The organism is Tahibacter amnicola, from assembly GCF_025398735.1.
Classification (GTDB): domain Bacteria; phylum Pseudomonadota; class Gammaproteobacteria; order Xanthomonadales; family Rhodanobacteraceae; genus Tahibacter; species Tahibacter amnicola.
In genome coordinates, this window is record NZ_CP104694.1 from 2,327,090 (window position 1) to 2,344,224 (window position 17,135).

Sequence of the window (17,135 nt, forward strand, 5' to 3'; positions counted from 1 at the left end):
GGCCCGTGCCTCGCCTTCGGCTGAACGCGCCGGCGCCGGGCTTCCTCCGACTCCGGGGTGACCTTCTTTTCGCTGACACCGTCCATCCGGTGCGCCCGTGAGGGCGCGCGTGATCTCGGTCGGCGAACGCATGCCCGGCTGGGTAGCGGAAGGCCTGGCGGAGTACCAGAAGCGCCTGTCGCGGGAACTTCCCCTGGACCTGGTGGAACTCAAGCTCGGTGATCGCGGCAAGGGACGTGACCTGGTGCGGGCGCTGGAGGACGAAGGCGCGGCGATGCTCGCCGCCATTCCCAAGGGGGCCCACGTCGTGGCACTGGATGGCCGGGGCAAGACCTGGTCCAGCGAGGAACTCGCGGTCCAACTGGGGCAGTGGCGCATGCAGGGGCGCGATCCGGTCTTCCTGATCGGCGGGCCCGACGGCCTGGCCGCTGCTGCGCTGGCGCGCGCGGACCAGCGCTTCTCGCTCGGCGCCTTGACCCTGCCACACATGCTGGTGCGGTTGATTCTCGCCGAGCAGTTGTATCGCGCGGTCAGCCTGCTGGGAAATCATCCCTACCATCGCGCGTGACGCGCGGTTTTTCCATTGTGAATTTGTGGTTAAGTGATGCCGATGCGCCGCTTCGGGCGTCGTCGGGCTCGCGCGGGAGGGGTTAGACTCCGACCCAGGCCGCTCTCGAAAGGATATGGACCGTATGCTCTACCTTGCCTCCCAATCTCCGCGGCGGCGCCAATTGCTTGAGCAGGTCGGACTGCGGTTCAGCGTGCTGGACGTGGATGTCCCGGAGTTGCGCCGTGCGGGTGAACCGCCCGAGGACTATGTGAGCCGGGTGGCACGGGAAAAGGCCGGCGCGGGATTTCTCGCCGTTGCTGCGGTCGAGCGCGCTGTCGTCCTGGGCGCCGATACCGAGGTGGTACTCGATGGTGACATCTTCGGAAAACCAGCCGACGCCGCGGACGCCCTCGCGATGCTGCGGCGCCTGTCGGGCCGGACTCACCAGGTCATCTCCTCCGTCTGGGCGGTCAGTGCGGGTCGCGAGGAACACGTCACCCAGATTTCCGAAGTCACCCTCGCCCCCCTGGATGAGGCCACCATCGCGCGCTACATCGCGACCGGCGAACCTTTCGGCAAGGCCGGCGCCTACGGCATTCAGGGGCACGCGGCCGCCTTCATCGCCCATCTGTCGGGCAGCCATTCCAGCGTGATGGGCCTGCCGCTGCACGAAACCACGCGACTCCTGTCGCATTTCGGCATTGTCGGATGAACGCCCATGGCCGGCGTGGCATCGACAAGGCCAACAAGGCCCGGCTATAAACCCGGTTCCCTGACGCCGGTCACTCCGGTCCGACCGGTTCAGTTCTGGTCGACCGGGGGGTCTGGTTCAGGTCTGCGCTGACAAGGTAGCCCCGTGAGCGAAGAAATACTGATCAACGTGACGCCGCGCGAAACGCGCGTGGCCGTCGTCGAAAACGGCATGTTGCAGGAAGTGCACATCGAGCGCGCCCTGCGACGTGGCTATGTCGGGAATATCTACAAGGGCAAGGTCAGCCGGGTCATGCCCGGCATGCAGGCGGCGTTCGTCGAGATCGGCCTTGAGCGCGCGGCATTCCTGCACGCCTCGGATATCGTGCGTGCCGCGCCCTCGCTGGTCGGCGAGGCGGGCAACGAGAACGGCACCGCGCCGACGGTGACGCCGCCGATCCTCGACCTCGTGCGCGAGGGGCATGAGATCGTCGTCCAGGTGGTGAAGGATCCGATCGGCAGCAAGGGCGCGCGGCTCACGACCCACCTGTCGATTCCCTCGCGTTACCTGGTGCTGCTGCCGTACTCGCGCATGGTCGGCGTATCCGTGCGCATCGAAGACGAGGCGGAACGTTCACGCCTGAAGGAAGTGCTGCAGAACCTCGGGCGCGACAGCGCGCTGGGGTACATCGTGCGCACCAATGCCGAAGGGCAGACCGAAGAGGCACTGGCCGAAGACGTCGACTACCTCGGCCGCCTGTGGATGGCGGTGCGGGAAGGCATCGAGAAAGCCAAGGTCGGCGCACGCATCTACGAAGACCTTCCGCTGTCCTTGCGCGCCCTGCGTGACCTGATGCGGCGCGACATCGAGAAAGTCCGCGTCGATTCCCGAGAGACTTACGACAAGACGATCAGCTTCGCCCAGCAGTTCATGCCCGACATGGTCGAGCGCATCGAGCACTACCCGGGCGAGCGGCCGATCTTCGATCTCTACGGCGTCGAGGATGAGATTCAGCGCGCCCTGAAGAAGGAAGTGCCGCTCAAGTCCGGTGGCTACCTGATCGTCGACCAGACCGAGGCCATGACCACGGTCGACGTGAACACCGGTGGCTTCCTCGGCCATCGCAACCTCGAGGAAACGGTCTACAAGACCAATCTCGAGGCGGCCCAGGCGGCGGCGCGGCAGCTGCGGCTGCGCAACCTGGGCGGGATCATCATCATCGACTTCATCGACATGACCGACGAGGAGCACAAGCGCCAGGTGCTGCGCACGCTCGAAAAGGCCCTGTCGCGCGACCACGCCAAGACCACGGTGTACGACATGTCACCGCTGGGGCTGGTTGAGATGACGCGAAAGCGCACCATGGAAAGCCTGGAACGGCAGCTGTGCGAACCCTGTCCGGAATGTAGCGGACGCGGCAGCCTGAAGACGGCTGAAACGGTGACCTACGAGATCTTTCGCGAGATCACGCGCGCCGTGCGCCAGTTTGATGCAGAAAAATTGCTCGTTCTGGCGGCACCCAAGGTGGTCGGGCGCATACTGGAGGAAGAATCGGCCGCCGTGGCCGAGCTCGAAGAATTCATCCGCAAGACCATCCGGTTCCAGCCGGAAGAGCATTACTCGCAGGAACAGTTCGATGTCGTGCTGCTCTGACACGGGGTACACATCGTGACACCGTGGCGTCGCCGCCTCCGGCGACTACGGTTGTGGCTGACCGTGCTGTCGGCCGGCGCCATCATTCTGGCGGCGGTCGTGGTCGGCCTGACGAAACTCCTGCTGCCGCAGGTGAGCCTGCACAGGGAGCGCGTAGCGGCCTTCCTCTCCGAGCGCGTGCACCGGCCGGTGAGCCTGGACAAGGTGGAAGGCTTCTGGGAAGGCGGTGGACCCATCCTGCGCCTGGAAGGCGTGCACATTGCCGCGGCCGATCCCGCACTGCCACCGATCGTGATCCCGCAGGCCGAGCTGGTGCTCGATTTCACCGCCGGCCTCCGGCGCAACCGGCGTTGGAGTGAGTTCCGCCTCAACGGCCTGGACCTCACGCTCGAGCGTGCCGACGGCGGCCGCTGGTCGATATCGGGACTGAGCGGCAGTACCGCCCCGGACAGTGGCGACAATCCCCTCATGATGCTGGGCGCACTGGTGGTGCGGAACAGCCGCCTGCGCATCATCGACGTGCCGGCCGGTATCGATGCGGCGCTGCGCGCAGACGAACTGCGCCTGCTCAACCAGGGCAGCCATCATCGCGTCCTCGGCATCCTGCGGCGCGACAGCCGTGCCGGCGCGCCGGTGGAGCTGGTGGCCGAATACGATGAATCCACCCGCAAGGGCGTCGTCTACGCCGGTGGCCGCGCGATTGACCTGGCCGACCTGGCCGAAGGCCTCGCCTGGCGCGGCCTGCGGCTGGCCGAAGGTCGCGGCCGCCTGCAGGTGTGGGCAAGCGTGGCGGACGACCGCTTTGCGACGGCCCATGTCGCGATGGACCTGACCGACATCCGCGCGGCATCGGCCGCGTCGTCCGAACCGGTCGATCCGGCGGCGAACGCGGATGCGGCGGCCGCCGGGAAGGACCCCGCTGCCAGAGACGTGCACCTGGCATCCCTTTCGGGCGTCGCACGCTGGCAACGCGTCGGACCGGGCTGGCAGCTCGACGTCGCGCAGCTCAAGGCATCCATCGCCGGCGCCACTCCGGCGCCGAGTTTCCTGTCGGTGCGACAGGCTGCGCCGGATGCCGACATGGAATTCAATGCCGAGCAGGTCGACCTCACCAGCATTGCCGCGCTGGTGCGTCTTTCCGGGCAAGGTGGTGAACGCCTGCAGAACTGGTTGACCCGATCGGCGCTGCGTGGACGCGTCGAGCAGGCCTCGCTGCGACTGGCACCGGATGGCGGCAGCCACTTTGCCGTATCGGGCCGCCTGGCCGAGTTTGGCGCTGACGCGGTTGACCGCATTCCCGGTATCGATGCACTCAACGGTGAATTGCTCGGTGACGAGGCCGGCATCGTGCTGACCCTGCCGCCGCAATCCACGACGTTTCGCTATCCGCGCAAATTCCGCGAGCCGTTTGCCTGGCCGCACCTGGCCGGGCGCATTGCCGCCTTCCCGATCGAGGATGGCTGGCGCATCGAAACGGACGCGCTGGATATCGACGGCCAGGGGTACGCGCTGCAACTGCGTGGCGGCGTGGAATTTGTCAAGGACGGCAACAAGCCCTTGCTGGATGTGTATGCGGTCGTCCTCGGCGCCGAGGTGACGGCCGCCAAGCAGTTCTGGCCGATCGGCGATATGTCGCGCAATACCGTGAACTGGCTCGATCGCGGCCTGATTTCCGGCAAGGTGACGCACGGTCGCGCTGTCATCCACGCCGACCTGGACGACTGGCCGTTGCGGAATCTCGCCGGCCGCTTCGGTGCGCGCGCCGAGATCGACGATCTGGTCCTGGATTACAGCCCCAACTGGCCCCGTGCCGAACGCGTGTCCGCGGTAGCGGAGTTCGTCAACCAGAGCATGCGTGTGGAAGCGACAGGCGGAACCGTGCTCGGCACCGAGACCACGCGCGCCGTTGCCGACATCCCCGAATTCAAGGACGCGGTGCTGTCGCTTGACGTCGAGGGCCAGGGCACCGGCGCACAGCTGCTGGGCGTGGTCCACGCATCGCCCCTGGGCAAGCGCTACGCCGACGAACTGCGCGGCATCACCGTCGGTGGGCGCGGCGTGGTCAAGTTCCGCCTGGACATGCCGTTCAAACCCGGTGCTCCCGATGTCCTGCGCGGCACGGTCGATCTCACCGACTCGGTGCTGACCGCGAAAAAGTGGGATATCGATTTCTCCCGCGTCAACGGGCGTCTGGCTTTTACCGGCGACGGCTTCATTGCGCCCTTCGACGTCGATTACGCCGGCAAGGACGCACGTTTTACCCTGGCCGTCGGCAAGACGGTCAGTGATGCCACGAATGCGGTGGAGGCGAGCCTGGAAGGCCACCTTCCGGTGTCCGATGTATTCGCCGATTTCGAGGCGCTCAAGCCCTGGTGGCCGAACTTCCCGGGCAGTTCCGACTGGCGGATCGATGTCGCCGTACCGCGCGAAGCGGCGCCAACCCGCTTGCGCGCCCGCTCCGAGCTGCGTGGCACGGCCTTTATCCTGCCGCCGCCGCTGGACAAGGCAGCCGGTGATGCGATGCCGGTCGAACTGTCGCTGCAGCTGCCGGTGGAAGGCAGCCCGTTGCACATGACCGTTGGCGACGTGTTCCGCCTGGAAGGCCGGCTGCCGGATGCAACGCGTGCGTTTGCGGCCGCGGTGGCCGTGGGCGCCGGCGAGCTGCCGGCGATGCCCCAGGAGGGCGTGACCATTGCCGGCCATACACGCATCGTCGACCTGTCTGCCTGGACGGGCCTTGGCGTCGGCGCCGGGCCGTCGCTCCTGCGCAGCATCGACCTGAAGGCCGATGTCGCTCGCCTGGGCGGGCGCGATTTCGAAAACCTGGGCCTGGTCCTGGCGGAAATGCCGGATCAGGTTGGCGTCAGCTTCAGCGGGCCCACGCTCCAGGGGACGCTGCAGATCCCGCGTAGTGACCTCGTCAAGCGCGGTATCACTGCCCAGTTCGAACGCCTGCATTGGCCCGAGCCGAAGCGGCTACCGACGGAGGGCCCCGTGCCGCCGCCGGACGAAACGGATCCGATGGCCGGCGCGATTCCCGCGATGGTGCCGCCGCTGCATGTATGGATCGGCGATTTTCGCCTTGGTGCCGCGAATTTCGGCGAAACCCGGTTCGAATCCACGCCGATCGACGGCGGCATGAAGATCGAGCAGTTCGATACGCGGTCGTCCGACATGCAGATGCACGTCCGTGGCGAATGGCGCGGCGACGGCAAATCCCAGCGGACCGAGGTGGATATGGATCTGACCGCCGAGAATCTTGGCCGCATGCTCGGAGCCCTGGGTTTCTCCGGACTGTTCGAGGGTGGCCAGACGCTCGCGCACCTGTCCGCCGGCTGGGATGGTTCGCCGGCGGTATTTGCACTGGCCCGACTCGACGGCCGCTTGCGCATCACCGTCAACGCCGGCCGGGTGCTCGACGTCGAGCCGGGAATGGGGCGACTGTTTGGCCTCTTCTCGATCCGGGAGATACCGCGACGGCTGGCGCTGGATTTTGGCGACTTCTTCCAGTCCGGCATGAGTTTCAATGCGATCAAGGGCGAGTTCGAGCTACGCGGGGGCAGCGCGTACACGCAGAACCTGTCGATCACCAGCCCGGCGGCGGACATCCGAATCAGCGGACGCACCGGGCTCAGGGACAAGGATTACGACCAGCAGATGGTGGTGACGCCCCACGTCGGCGGCACCCTGCCCGTCGTCGGCGCACTGGCGGGCGGCCCCGCCGGGGCGGCCGCGGGACTTGCGGTACAGACGCTCTTCAACCGCGCGATCAACCAGGTCACGACGGCGCGCTACCAGGTCACCGGCAGCTGGGAGAAACCCGACATCACCCTGACGGCCCGCGAAGGTGGGCGACGCCGCAAGGACGACAGCATCAAGCGTTGATATTGCCAGTCCCTGTCTTGTGCCCTAACGTCTCCACCCTTATCTCGGCGCTGTTGCCGCTGTAGGAAATCCCGATGAATGCTCTGATCGCAGAAGCCAGCGAACGGCTGTTGCGCCCCGGTGGCCTGTCCACCGGCGAACTCGACCGTGTTTTCGCGCGCCTGATGGGTCCGGGCATCGATGCAGCCGACCTGTATTTCCAGCATTCGCGCTCCGAGCACTGGGTGCTGGAAGATGGCATCGTGAAAGAGGGCAGCCATTCGATCGAACAGGGCGTCGGCGTGCGCGCCATGTCCGGCGAGAAAACCGGGTTTGCCTATTCGGACGAGATCATCCTGCCGCAGCTGCTGGAAGCGGCCGGTGCCGCGCGTGCCGTGGCCAAGTCGGCCGGCAACGGGGTTGGTCGCCCGCTGGCGCTCGCGACGGGGCGCGCCCTGTACAAGCCGGTCGATCCGATCGAAAGCCTCGACAACGCCGCCAAGATCGCGGTGCTGCGCGAGGTCGATGCCTACGCCCGCACGCTCGACACGCGCGTGACCCAGGTGATCGTCAGTCTCGCTGCCAGCCTCGACACGATTCTCATCGCGGCAGCGGATGGCACGCTCGGCGCTGATGTACGGCCGCTGGTGCGGCTCAACGTGCAGGTGATCGCCGAGCAGAACGGCCGGCGCGAGCAGGGAACCTCCGGCGGCGGCGGACGATTCGACTATGCCGAGCTCCTGGCCGGCGGCCGCGCGCACGACTGGGCGCGCGAGGCGGTGCGTCTGGCCGTGACCAACCTTGATGCCGTGGATGCGCCCGCCGGTAGCATGCCGGTCGTGCTCGGGCCAGGCTGGCCCGGCGTGCTGCTGCACGAGGCGATCGGCCACGGGCTGGAAGGCGATTTCAACCGCAAGGGGACGTCGGCGTTTTCCGGACGCGTCGGCGAACGCGTTGCGGCGCCCGGAGTTACCGTTGTGGACGATGGTACTTTGCCCGGCCGGCGCGGTTCGCTCAGCATCGACGACGAGGGCGTCCTGACGGAACGCACCGTGCTGATCGAGGACGGCATCCTCAAGGGTTACATGCAGGACAAGCTCAACGCGCGCCTGATGGGCACGCGTTCCACCGGCAACGGCCGGCGCGAATCGTTTGCCCATCTGCCGATGCCGCGCATGACCAACACCTACATGCTGGCCGGCACGCAGGACCCAGCGGAGATCATCCGCTCGGTCAAGCGCGGCCTCTATGCGGTGAATTTCGGCGGCGGCCAGGTCGACATCACCAACGGCAAGTTCGTGTTCTCTGCCAGCGAGGCCTATCTGATCGAAGACGGCCGCGTGACGCGACCGGTGAAGGGGGCCACCTTGATCGGCTCCGGCCCGGAAGTGATGGGCCGAATCAGCATGATCGGCAACGACTTGAAGCTGGACGAGGGCGTCGGCGTGTGCGGCAAGGATGGCCAGAGCGTTCCGGTCGGCGTCGGCCAGCCCAGCCTCAAGATCGACGGCATGACCGTGGGCGGAACCGCGGCGTGATCAACCGTCCCGTCATGCCGACGGCTTGCGCGTCCCGGGTGATCAGGGCTCGTCGGTGCCGGGTTCGCCCTCAAACAACTCACGCAGTACGCGGAACAGTTCGCGGTAGGCGTGCGGCGGCCGGTTTTCCAGGCGTTCGGTGCGTGCCTGGCGCGTCAGCTGCCGCAGGTGCTGGCGGTCGGCGTGCGGCATCTGCTCCAGCAGCTCGTTCAGGACGTCATCGCCCTGGTCGATCAGCCGGTCACGCCATTTTTCAAGACGGTGCAGCCCGGCCGTTTCGCGTCGCGACAGGTCGCGATCATGGTCGAGGGCGGCACGGATCGCGGGCAGTTCGTCGTCCCGCCGCCGCATCTGCTTGGCCAGGAATTGCACCTGGCGCTTGCGCGCGATGTGCTGCGTCACGGCGCGCGCCTTCATGACTTCATCGCGCAGATCGTCATCGAGCGGAATCTGCGCCAGTTGCGGGTCGCTCAGGGCCACCAGGCGCTCGGCGAGCTCGAACACGGCCAATGCCTCGCGCCGCCGCTGGCTGCGACTGGGTTCGTCCGGCAGGTCGTCGTCGTGATCGTCGTCGTGGTGGTCGCGCATGAGAATCAAATACTGATGGAAGACGTAAAGGATAGGCCGTGACAGCACCGATCGCCAGCAAGGACAACAGCCAACGCGAACTGGACCGCCTCGCCGACATCTCGCGCGACGTGATCCGGCGCTGCATCGACGCCGGCGCCAGCCAGGCCGAAGTCGGCGCGAGCATCGACGTCGGGCTGAATGTGAGCGTGCGGCTCGGCGAGACCGAGACGATCGAGCACACGCGGGACCGCGCCTTTGGCGTCACCGTGTATTTCGGCAAGCGCAAGGGCTCGGCCAGTACGGCCGACCTCGCGGCCGACTCGATTGCCAAGACGATCGAACAGGCCTGCGCGATCGCCCGTTACACGGAAGAGGATCCGGCCTCCGGCCTCGCCGATGCCGATCGCATGGCCAGCGACTTTCCGGACCTGGACCTCTGGCATCCGTGGGATATCGACGTCGAGCGCGCCATCGCGCTGGGGCTCGAAATGGAGGACGCCGGTCGTGCCGTTGCCGGTATCACCAACTCCGAAGGCGCTACCGTACAGATGGGCGAGGCGCTGTCGGTATACGCCAATTCGCACGGTTTCGTCGGCCTGGAGCGCGGTACCCGGCACATGCTGTCGGTCGCCCTGCTGGCGGAGAACGAAGGCGGCATGCAGCGCGATTACTGGTACGACTCGGTCCGCTGCGCCGACGATTTCGGATCCGCCGCGCAGATCGGCCGCACGGCCGCCGAGCGGACCCTGGCGCGCCTGGGCGCGCAGTCCCTGTCGACGCGCCAGTGTCCCGTCCTGTTCGCACCGGAGATCGCCCGCGGGCTGATCGGGCACCTGCTGTCGGCGGTCAGTGGCGGTGCGTTGTACCGCAAGGCCAGCTTCCTCCTGGGAGAGCTCGGCAAACCGGTCCTGCCGTCCTTCATCGACCTGGTCGAAGACCCGCTGATCCGACGCGGTCATGGCTCGGCCGTCTTCGACGCCGAGGGCGTGGCGACGCGGCGCAATCCTTTGGTCGAAAAAGGCGTGCTGCAGCGTTACCTGCTGTCGAGCTATTCGGCGCGCAAGCTCGGCATGGCTTCCACCGGCAATGCCGGCGGTATCCACAATCTGTGCGTCAGCACCGGCGATGACGACTTCGCCGCGATGCTGCGTCGCCTGGGCACCGGGCTGTATGTGACCGAGGTGATGGGGCAGGGCGTGAGCACGGTGACGGGCGATTACTCCCGCGGTGCGGCCGGATTCTGGGTCGAGAACGGCCAGATCGCCTTCCCGGTGGAAGAGATCACCATCGCCTCTAACCTGCGCGAGATGTACCGGGGGATCGTTGCGGTCGGCAAGGATATCGACCCGCGTTCGCATATCCGGGTCGGGTCGATCCTGCTGGACCAGATGACGGTCGCCGGCGGCTGAGCGGCGCAGTACCATGACCCGGGTCATCCAGGTGCAACCATGACCGCTTCCGCCCCGCACAAACACGGCCAGCACCAGCACCGGCACGATGCGCGCAGCCTCGTGCGGGCCGTGGCGGAGGTGTGCGAGAACCGCAACCTGCGGCTGACGCCGCTGCGGCTGCGCGTGCTCGAACTCATCGCCGCCAACGACAAGCCGATCAAGGCCTACGACCTGCTCGACCGGCTCAAGGATGAACGGGCCGGCGCCGCGCCACCGACGGTTTACCGCGCGCTCGATTTCCTGCTGGAAAATTGCTTTATCCACAAACTGGAATCGATCAACGCCTACGTCTCGTGCCATCACCCGGACGAGGCGCACCAGGTGCCGTTCCTGATCTGCGACATCTGCGCCGGTGCAGTGGAAATCTGCGACAGCGGCGTGGCCAAGCTGCTGGGCGACCAGGCGCGCGAACACGGGTTCCGTCCGCGCGCCCAGACGCTGGAAGTGCACGGCGTGTGCGCCAGCTGCGACAAACGCTGAGCACCGCGCCAGGCTGCCGACGCCTTCACGGATTGTTTGCGTTTTTCCACGCTCGCGCGGATGCTAGACGCCGGCAATCGTCCGACGGGAGATGCGGATGTTCGAAGTGCTGCGCGGCAAGCATGAGGCGATGTCCAAGGTCGACACGGCCTGGTTGCGGATGGAGAGTCCGACCAACCTGATGATGATCACGGGTGTGCTGATGTTCGATGGCAACCTGGATCTGCCCGCGCTCAAGAAGATCATCGCCACCCGCTTCCTGGCGTTCCGGCGTTTCAGCCAGAAGGCCGTCGACACGGGTACGTCCGCCAGCTGGCAGACGGACCCGGATTTCGACCTCGACTGGCACGTCCGCCTGACCGCCCTGCCGGGCAAGGCAGGGAAGGCCGAGCTGGAACGCCTGGTCGGCCAGCTCGCCTCCACGCCGCTGGATCAATCCAAGCCGCTCTGGCAGTTCCACGTGGTGGAAAACTACCGTGGCGGCAGTGTCCTGATTGCGCGCATCCACCATTGCTACGCCGACGGGCTGGCGCTGGTGCAGGTACTGCTGTCGCTGACCGATGCGGCGCCCGATGCGCAGCAGAAGGCCGATCTCGCCCGCGTCTGGCTCAACAAGGACCAGGGCAACGTCATCCAGCGCCTGCTGGAGCCGACCAAGGCTGGCATCGCCAAGGCGGTGACGGTTGGCGAGAAGGTGATCGAGAAGGGCGTCGAGCTTTTCAGCGATCCGGCGCTGGCTGCTGAACTGGCCCGCGAAGGCGGGGAAATCACCCGCGAGCTGGCGCATGCGCTGTCGTTGGCCGATGACCCGCCGACCAGCTTCAAGGGACCGCTGGGCGTGAGCAAACGCGTCGCGTGGGCCGAGCCTCTGCCGCTGGAGGAGGTCAAGGCGGTCGGAAAGGCGCTGGGTTGCACTGTCAATGATGTTCTACTGGCCTGTGCGACCGGCGCCCTGCGCGGGCATCTGATCGAGCGTGGCAACGCCGTCGACGGGCTGGTCGTCCGCGCGACCGTGCCCGTCAACCTGCGACCGCTGGAGCATGCCAAGAAACTCGGCAACCACTTCGGCCTGGTCTTCCTGGACCTGCCGATCGGCGAACCCAACCCGCTCGGTCGCCTGGAACGCATCGCAGGCAGCATGCGCGAGCTCAAGCGCTCGCGCCAGGCAGCGCTGACTTTCGGTCTGCTGGCGGCCGTCGGAATGGCGCCCGTCGCGGTGCAGCGGGCCGCACTGGAGCTGTTCAGCAGAAAGGCCACGGCCGTGGCCACCAATGTGCCGGGCCCGCAGATGCCGCTGTACCTGGCCGGTTGCAAGGTGCGGGAACTGATGTTCTGGGTGCCGCAGAACGGCACCATCGGGCTGGGGCTGTCCATCCTCAGCTACAACGGCCACGTCTATTTCGGGTTGATCGGTGATGCCAAGCGCGTCGACGATCCGGATGCCGTCGTCCAGCGGTTCGGCCAGGAGTTCGAAAAACTGGTGCTGTCGACCCTGATGGAAGACTGGTCCGAGGACATCACAGCCGCCGATGGCGCGGCCACGTACCGGCACTTCTGTGGCATGACGGAACCGGTTGCCGCCGCGGCGCCGGCAGCGCCGGAGTCGGGCGCCAAGATCCGCAGGGCGAAAAAGCCGGGCGCGTCCCGTAAACCGGCCACCGCGCCGGCCGCGGCGCCCTTCAATGCGGAACTGGCGAAGTTCCGCCGCGATTCGGGTCCAAAATCCCGCCTCTGATCCGGGGTAATGGAGCGCCGTGGCGTCGCCGCCACGGCGTCCGGTTCATCCCTTACTGCAGGCCGTCCTTGATCGCCTTGGCGAGCGAACCCTGCGCATCGTCACCGCTGAATTCCCAGAAGAACGCACCGCCCAGTCCCTGGTTTTTCACGTACTGCATCTTCTCGAACACGAGCGGCGGGTCATCGAAACTCCAGAAGGTGCTGCCGTTGAAGATCCAGTGGGCCTTGGCCGTCGCGTCATTGTGGCCGGGCCAGCCGAGGTTCTTGAGCACCTTGTAGTCCTCGATGCCGGCTTCATAGGTGCCCGGCGCGGCGGAACCGTTCCGGTAGAGTCCATTGTTGGAATTGGGAACATTGGTCCAGCCGCGGCCGTAGAAGCCGATGCCGAGGTGGAGCTTGGACGCCGGAACGCCACGGCTGATGAACGCCTGCAGGGCGTCGTGGGAGTTGTAGGAGCGCACGTCGCCGGTGGACGGATCCGCGGGCGAGCCGTACAGGGCCGAGTGATGATTGGTGGTCGATTCCCACGCGCCGTGGAAGTCGTAGGTCATCACGTTGATGAAATCCAGATACTGGTGGTACTGGCCCGGATCGGTGACGCGGATCTTGTCGATGCCCGCACCGGCGGCGATGGACAACAACAGGCCCGGGCGCACGGCATCCAGCTGGCGCCGGAACTCGGCCAGGAGCGCGGTGAAGTTGGCGCTGTCTTCCGGACTGCCGCACTGCAGGCCGCAGGCGGCGGGGTATTCCCAGTCCAGGTCGATGCCGTCGAACACACCAGCCGCCGCGCCCGCACCGCCGGCGCCATCGGTCACCGGGAGATTGCCGCGGATGTACGCATCGATGCACGAGGCCACGAAGGCCTGGCGGTTCTCCGGCCGCGCCGCGCTGGAGAATCCGCGCGACCAGGTCCAGCCGCCCAGCGAGATCATCACCTTGAGGTTCGGGTACTTGGCCTTGAGCTTCTTGAGCTGGTTCCAGTTGCCGCGCAGCTTCTGGTCCCAGGTGTCAGCAACGCCATCGACGCTCTGCGCCGCGCCAAAGGCTTTGGTGTAGTCGGCAAAGGCATCACCGCCGGCGCCGGTGTTCGGATCGGACGGCTGCACCACGCCGACTTCGCAACGGTTGTTGCGCACGTTGCCGAAGGCATAGTTGATGTGGGTGAGCCTGGCTGCGCTGTCGCTGGTGTCGATATTGCGCACGATGTAGTTGCGGCCGTAGATGCCCCACTGGGTGAAATAGCCGATCACCTTCTTGGCGCCGTTGCTGATGGGCGAGGTACGCACCGTGATGGGCGCACTCTGGGCCGACTGGCCGGCTTCGTCGATCGCCTGGATGGTAAAGGTGTAAACCGTGTCCGCCGCGAGCCCGCCGGCGGTCGCCGATGTCGAGGCGGTTTCCGCGATCTGGCTGCCGCCCCGGAAGAGGCGGTAACGCACGGTGCAGTTGGCGCCGGCGCTGACGGCGTTCCAGGCCAGGTTGATGCTGCTGCTGGTCACGCCCGTCGAGCGCAGGTTGCCGGGCACGGGCGGCACGGTCGTGCAGGCGGCCGATGTCGTGCTGGCAGTGATTGCGCCGCTTTGCGCGGACGCATTGCCGGCGTTGTCGCGGGCACGGACGCGATAACTGTAGGAAGTGGCCGGCGTGAGGCCCGAATCGGTGAAGCTGGTCGAGGTGCTGGCGCCAACCAGGCTGCTGTTGCGGTAGACATCGTAGCCGGCGACGCCGCTGCCACCGGCGTTGTCGGTCGATGCGCTCCAGCTCAGGCTGATCGACGTGCCGGTCTGGCTCGGCGAGGCCAGGTTGGACGGTACGCTGGGTGCAATCGTGTCGCCGCCGCCGGATACGGTGATCGAAACGGTGCCGGACGTGGCGCTGGCACCGGCGTTGTCGGTGGCGACGGCCTTGAGGGTGTAGTTGCCGGCCGGCACGTTCGCCCACGACACGCTGTACGGCGACGAGGTATCAGTGCCCAGCGACACCGCACCCTGGAAGAATTCCACCTTGCTGACCTGGCCATCGGCGTCCGATGCGCTGGCCGAGACGGTAATCGTGCTGCCGGGGGTGTGGGTCGATCCGCTGGCGGGCGCCGTGAGCGTGACGGTCGGCGCGGTGTTGCTGCCGCCGCACATGCCCAGGTCGCGGTACCAGCCGCAGCTGGCGCAGTAGTTGGGCGGCGCATTCCAGATGGGCACCAGGGCTTCGTAGAGCCGGTTCTGGTACACCATGCGGTCGCCGGGGTTGTAGACCGTGGACGCATTCCACGTGGCCACACCGCTGCAGTTGACGGTCTGCGCCGCCACGGCGCCGCCGCCCAGCGTCAGGCACAACAGGAAACTCAACCGGATGGTGAGTCGGGTTCGGAATCGCATGAGCCTTGCTCCCTTTCGAGGTGATCGTGAGAGCACCCGGGAGAGACGCGGAACCGGCGTGCGGGTCAGTCCAGCCACGGCCGCGCCGACACGCCTGCGCGACGGCAACAACGCCCCATGACCGATGCGATCCGTCGCGCGATGCTCCAGGACTCCGCAAGACGACGATTACCGCACGCTCCTCCCCGAGCGCACGTGGGACTGCCTGCGACGTCAGGCCCTATCCCCCGAATAGGCGACGACCACGCCGGACCGAGACGGCGGCCTGTGCAAATACACGGTGCCGTACGTCCGTCGCGGTGCGCACAATGAACCCGGTTGACAACGTTGTCAACATAATGACTTCGAATTTTGTGGGGATGTTCACAAGCGACGCCTTCTGTGAGCGCCTGCTGTTAATTCGCCGTGAAACGGCGTCGTCCGCGGCAAGACAGGCGTGACAACGTTGCCGGTAGTGTGCGTGCGGTCAGCCGGTTCCGCCGGCCGGTCGGGCGGGAGATCGCTTCCGACGTGACACTTGCCGCGCCAATTCCGCGAACGCTACCTTTCCGTTTCATCCACACGGGAGCGTGTCATGACCTACCAGGGCGGCTGCCATTGCGGCGCGATCAGCATCCAGGTGCAGGGCGAAATCGGCGAGGTCTATGAGTGCAATTGCTCGCTGTGCAGCAAGCGCGGCTACCTGCTGTGGTTCGTCGATCGCAGCCAGGTGACGGTCACGGGTGAGTCCGCGATGGCCACCTATCGCTTCAACACCCATAAGATCGGCCACCATTTCTGCCCGACCTGCGGCTGCGCACCAATGGGCAGCGCCGGCGACAAGGCCGCAATCAACGTGCGTTGCCTGGATGCTGTCGATGTGAAAGCGCTGACGATCAAGCCGGTTGACGGCCGCAGCATTCCGATGGCGCCGCCAGCCGCGCAGAACGCGTGATGGGTTATTCGGGTCGCCGTGCCCAGCGCGCTGCGGCCCGACCGGCGATGCGGCCGCTGGCGAACGACGCCGTCAGCAGATAGCCGCCAGTCGGGGCTTCCCAGTCCAGCATTTCGCCGGCGCAGAATACGCCCGGCATGTCGCGCAGCATGAGGTCCGCATCCAGGCCCTCCAGGGCCACGCCGCCGGCGGTGCTGATGGCTTCGGCCACCGGTCGCGGGCGGTGCAGGGTCAGCGGCAGGGCCTTGATGGCCTTCGCCAGCGTGGCGGGGTCGTTCATGGCGGCGCGGTCGAGCACCTCATAGAGCAGGCCGGCTTTCACGCCGTCGATGCCGGCGTGCCGCCGCAGATGCTCGCTGAGCGAGCGCTTCCCACGCGGCTTGGCCAGATCCTGGGCAATGCGCGACGCGGTCTTTGCCGGAGCGAGGTCGAGCGTCACGGCTGTCGGTCCCTGGGCGTCGATCTGGTCCCGGATTGCCGCGGATGCCGCGTAGATCAGGCTGCCTTCGACGCCATACTCACTGATCACCATTTCGCCCTGGCGCGTCTGCGGACCTTGGAGGCCGACCCAGCGCAACGTGACCGGCTTGACGGGATCGCCCGCATGGCGCGAGCGGAAGTGCTCGCTCCACGGTACCTCAAACCCGCAATTGGCCGGCTTGAGCGGCGCCAGTGGAATACCGCGGTCCGCCAGCAGCGGGAACCAGCGACCATCTGATCCCAGTACTGGCCAGCTGGCGCCACCGAGCGCCAGCACGAGCGCGTCCGCCGCTACGGCAACGGCAGCTCCCTCGCGCGGCTGCAGGCGCACGGTGCCGTCGGCGTTCCAGCCCTCCCAGCGGTGATTGACGTGGAAGGTCACGCCACGCTCGCGCAGGCGTCGCACCCAGGCGCGCAGCAGCGGCGCGGCCTTGAGATCGACCGGAAAGACGCGGCCGGACGTTCCGACGAAGGTTTCGACGCCCAGCCCGCGCGCCCATTCGCGCAGCGCGGGCGCGTCGAACTCACGCAGCCACGCGGCGACGGCGTCTGACCGGGCGCCGAAGCGCGCGACGAACGGCGCAAATGATTCGGAATGGGTGAGATTGAGACCGCCCTTGCCCGCCAGCAGGAACTTGCGCCCGACCGAGCCCATGGCGTCGTAGAGGTGAACCGGGCAGCCCGCATCGGCAGCGGCTTCGGCCGCCATCAGGCCGGCGGGGCCGCCGCCGATCACGACCACGGAGGAAGACGAGGGCATCGGCATCGGACGATCAGGGACGGGCGCGCATGATACGCGACACGGTACCCCG

12 protein-coding genes are annotated in these 17,135 nt (G+C 66.8%); 9 read left to right on the top strand and 3 right to left on the bottom strand.

Going from position 1 to position 17,135, the window contains the following annotated elements; all coding sequences use genetic code 11:
- Positions 1-97 precede the first annotated feature (97 nt).
- From rlmH to tldD, 5 genes are all read left to right on the top strand, one after another.
- The gene (gene rlmH, locus N4264_RS09915; protein WP_261696873.1) at positions 98-568 is read left to right on the top strand and encodes a 23S rRNA (pseudouridine(1915)-N(3))-methyltransferase RlmH; all 471 of its coding nucleotides are present in this window, start codon (positions 98-100) and stop codon (positions 566-568) included.
- A gap of 124 nt (positions 569-692) precedes the next feature.
- Positions 693-1,262: a Maf family protein gene (locus N4264_RS09920; RefSeq protein WP_261696874.1), complete on the top strand. Its 570-nt coding sequence runs from the start codon at positions 693-695 to the stop codon at positions 1,260-1,262.
- Between the two features lie 144 nt (positions 1,263-1,406).
- A complete protein-coding gene (rng, locus tag N4264_RS09925) occupies positions 1,407-2,894 on the top strand; it encodes a ribonuclease G (RefSeq protein ID WP_261696875.1) in 1,488 nt (495 codons plus the stop codon).
- Positions 2,895-2,909: 15 nt separating this feature from the next.
- Complete coding sequence (locus tag N4264_RS09930; protein ID WP_261696876.1) at positions 2,910-6,779, top strand: YhdP family protein; 3,870 nt, start codon at positions 2,910-2,912, stop codon at positions 6,777-6,779.
- Between the two features lie 68 nt (positions 6,780-6,847).
- Entirely contained in the window at positions 6,848-8,296 is a 1,449-nt protein-coding gene (tldD, locus tag N4264_RS09935; RefSeq protein ID WP_425508343.1) for a metalloprotease TldD, read from the top strand.
- Between the two features lie 42 nt (positions 8,297-8,338).
- On the opposite strand, the gene yjgA is transcribed toward tldD, so the two are convergent.
- A complete protein-coding gene (yjgA, locus tag N4264_RS09940; protein WP_261696878.1) occupies positions 8,339-8,884 on the bottom strand; it encodes a ribosome biogenesis factor YjgA in 546 nt (181 codons plus the stop codon).
- 38 nt (positions 8,885-8,922) lie between these two features.
- On the opposite strand from yjgA, the gene pmbA reads away from it, so the two are divergent.
- The 3 genes from pmbA to N4264_RS09955 all read left to right on the top strand — a co-directional run bounded on the left by pmbA (position 8,923) and on the right by N4264_RS09955 (position 12,532).
- Positions 8,923-10,275 (top strand): metalloprotease PmbA, encoded by a 1,353-nt coding sequence (pmbA, locus tag N4264_RS09945; protein WP_261696879.1) that lies wholly within the window; start codon positions 8,923-8,925, stop codon positions 10,273-10,275.
- 39 nt (positions 10,276-10,314) lie between these two features.
- On the top strand, positions 10,315-10,797 hold the full coding sequence (locus N4264_RS09950; RefSeq protein WP_261696880.1) for a transcriptional repressor: 483 nt from the start codon (positions 10,315-10,317) through the stop codon (positions 10,795-10,797).
- 97 nt (positions 10,798-10,894) lie between these two features.
- A complete protein-coding gene (locus tag N4264_RS09955; RefSeq protein WP_261696881.1) occupies positions 10,895-12,532 on the top strand; it encodes a WS/DGAT/MGAT family O-acyltransferase in 1,638 nt (545 codons plus the stop codon).
- Positions 12,533-12,584: 52 nt separating this feature from the next.
- Here the strand turns inward: N4264_RS09955 and N4264_RS25690 are convergent, their stop codons facing one another.
- Entirely contained in the window at positions 12,585-14,909 is a 2,325-nt protein-coding gene (locus N4264_RS25690; RefSeq protein ID WP_343231996.1) for a glycosyl hydrolase family 18 protein, read from the bottom strand.
- 574 nt (positions 14,910-15,483) lie between these two features.
- Here N4264_RS25690 and N4264_RS09970 point away from each other — a divergent pair.
- The gene (locus N4264_RS09970) at positions 15,484-15,843 is read left to right on the top strand and encodes a GFA family protein (protein WP_261696882.1); all 360 of its coding nucleotides are present in this window, start codon (positions 15,484-15,486) and stop codon (positions 15,841-15,843) included.
- A 4-nt stretch (positions 15,844-15,847) separates the two neighbouring features.
- On the opposite strand, the gene N4264_RS09975 is transcribed toward N4264_RS09970, so the two are convergent.
- The gene (locus N4264_RS09975) at positions 15,848-17,089 is read right to left on the bottom strand and encodes a TIGR03862 family flavoprotein (protein WP_261696883.1); all 1,242 of its coding nucleotides are present in this window, start codon (positions 17,087-17,089) and stop codon (positions 15,848-15,850) included.
- Positions 17,090-17,135 lie beyond the last annotated feature (46 nt).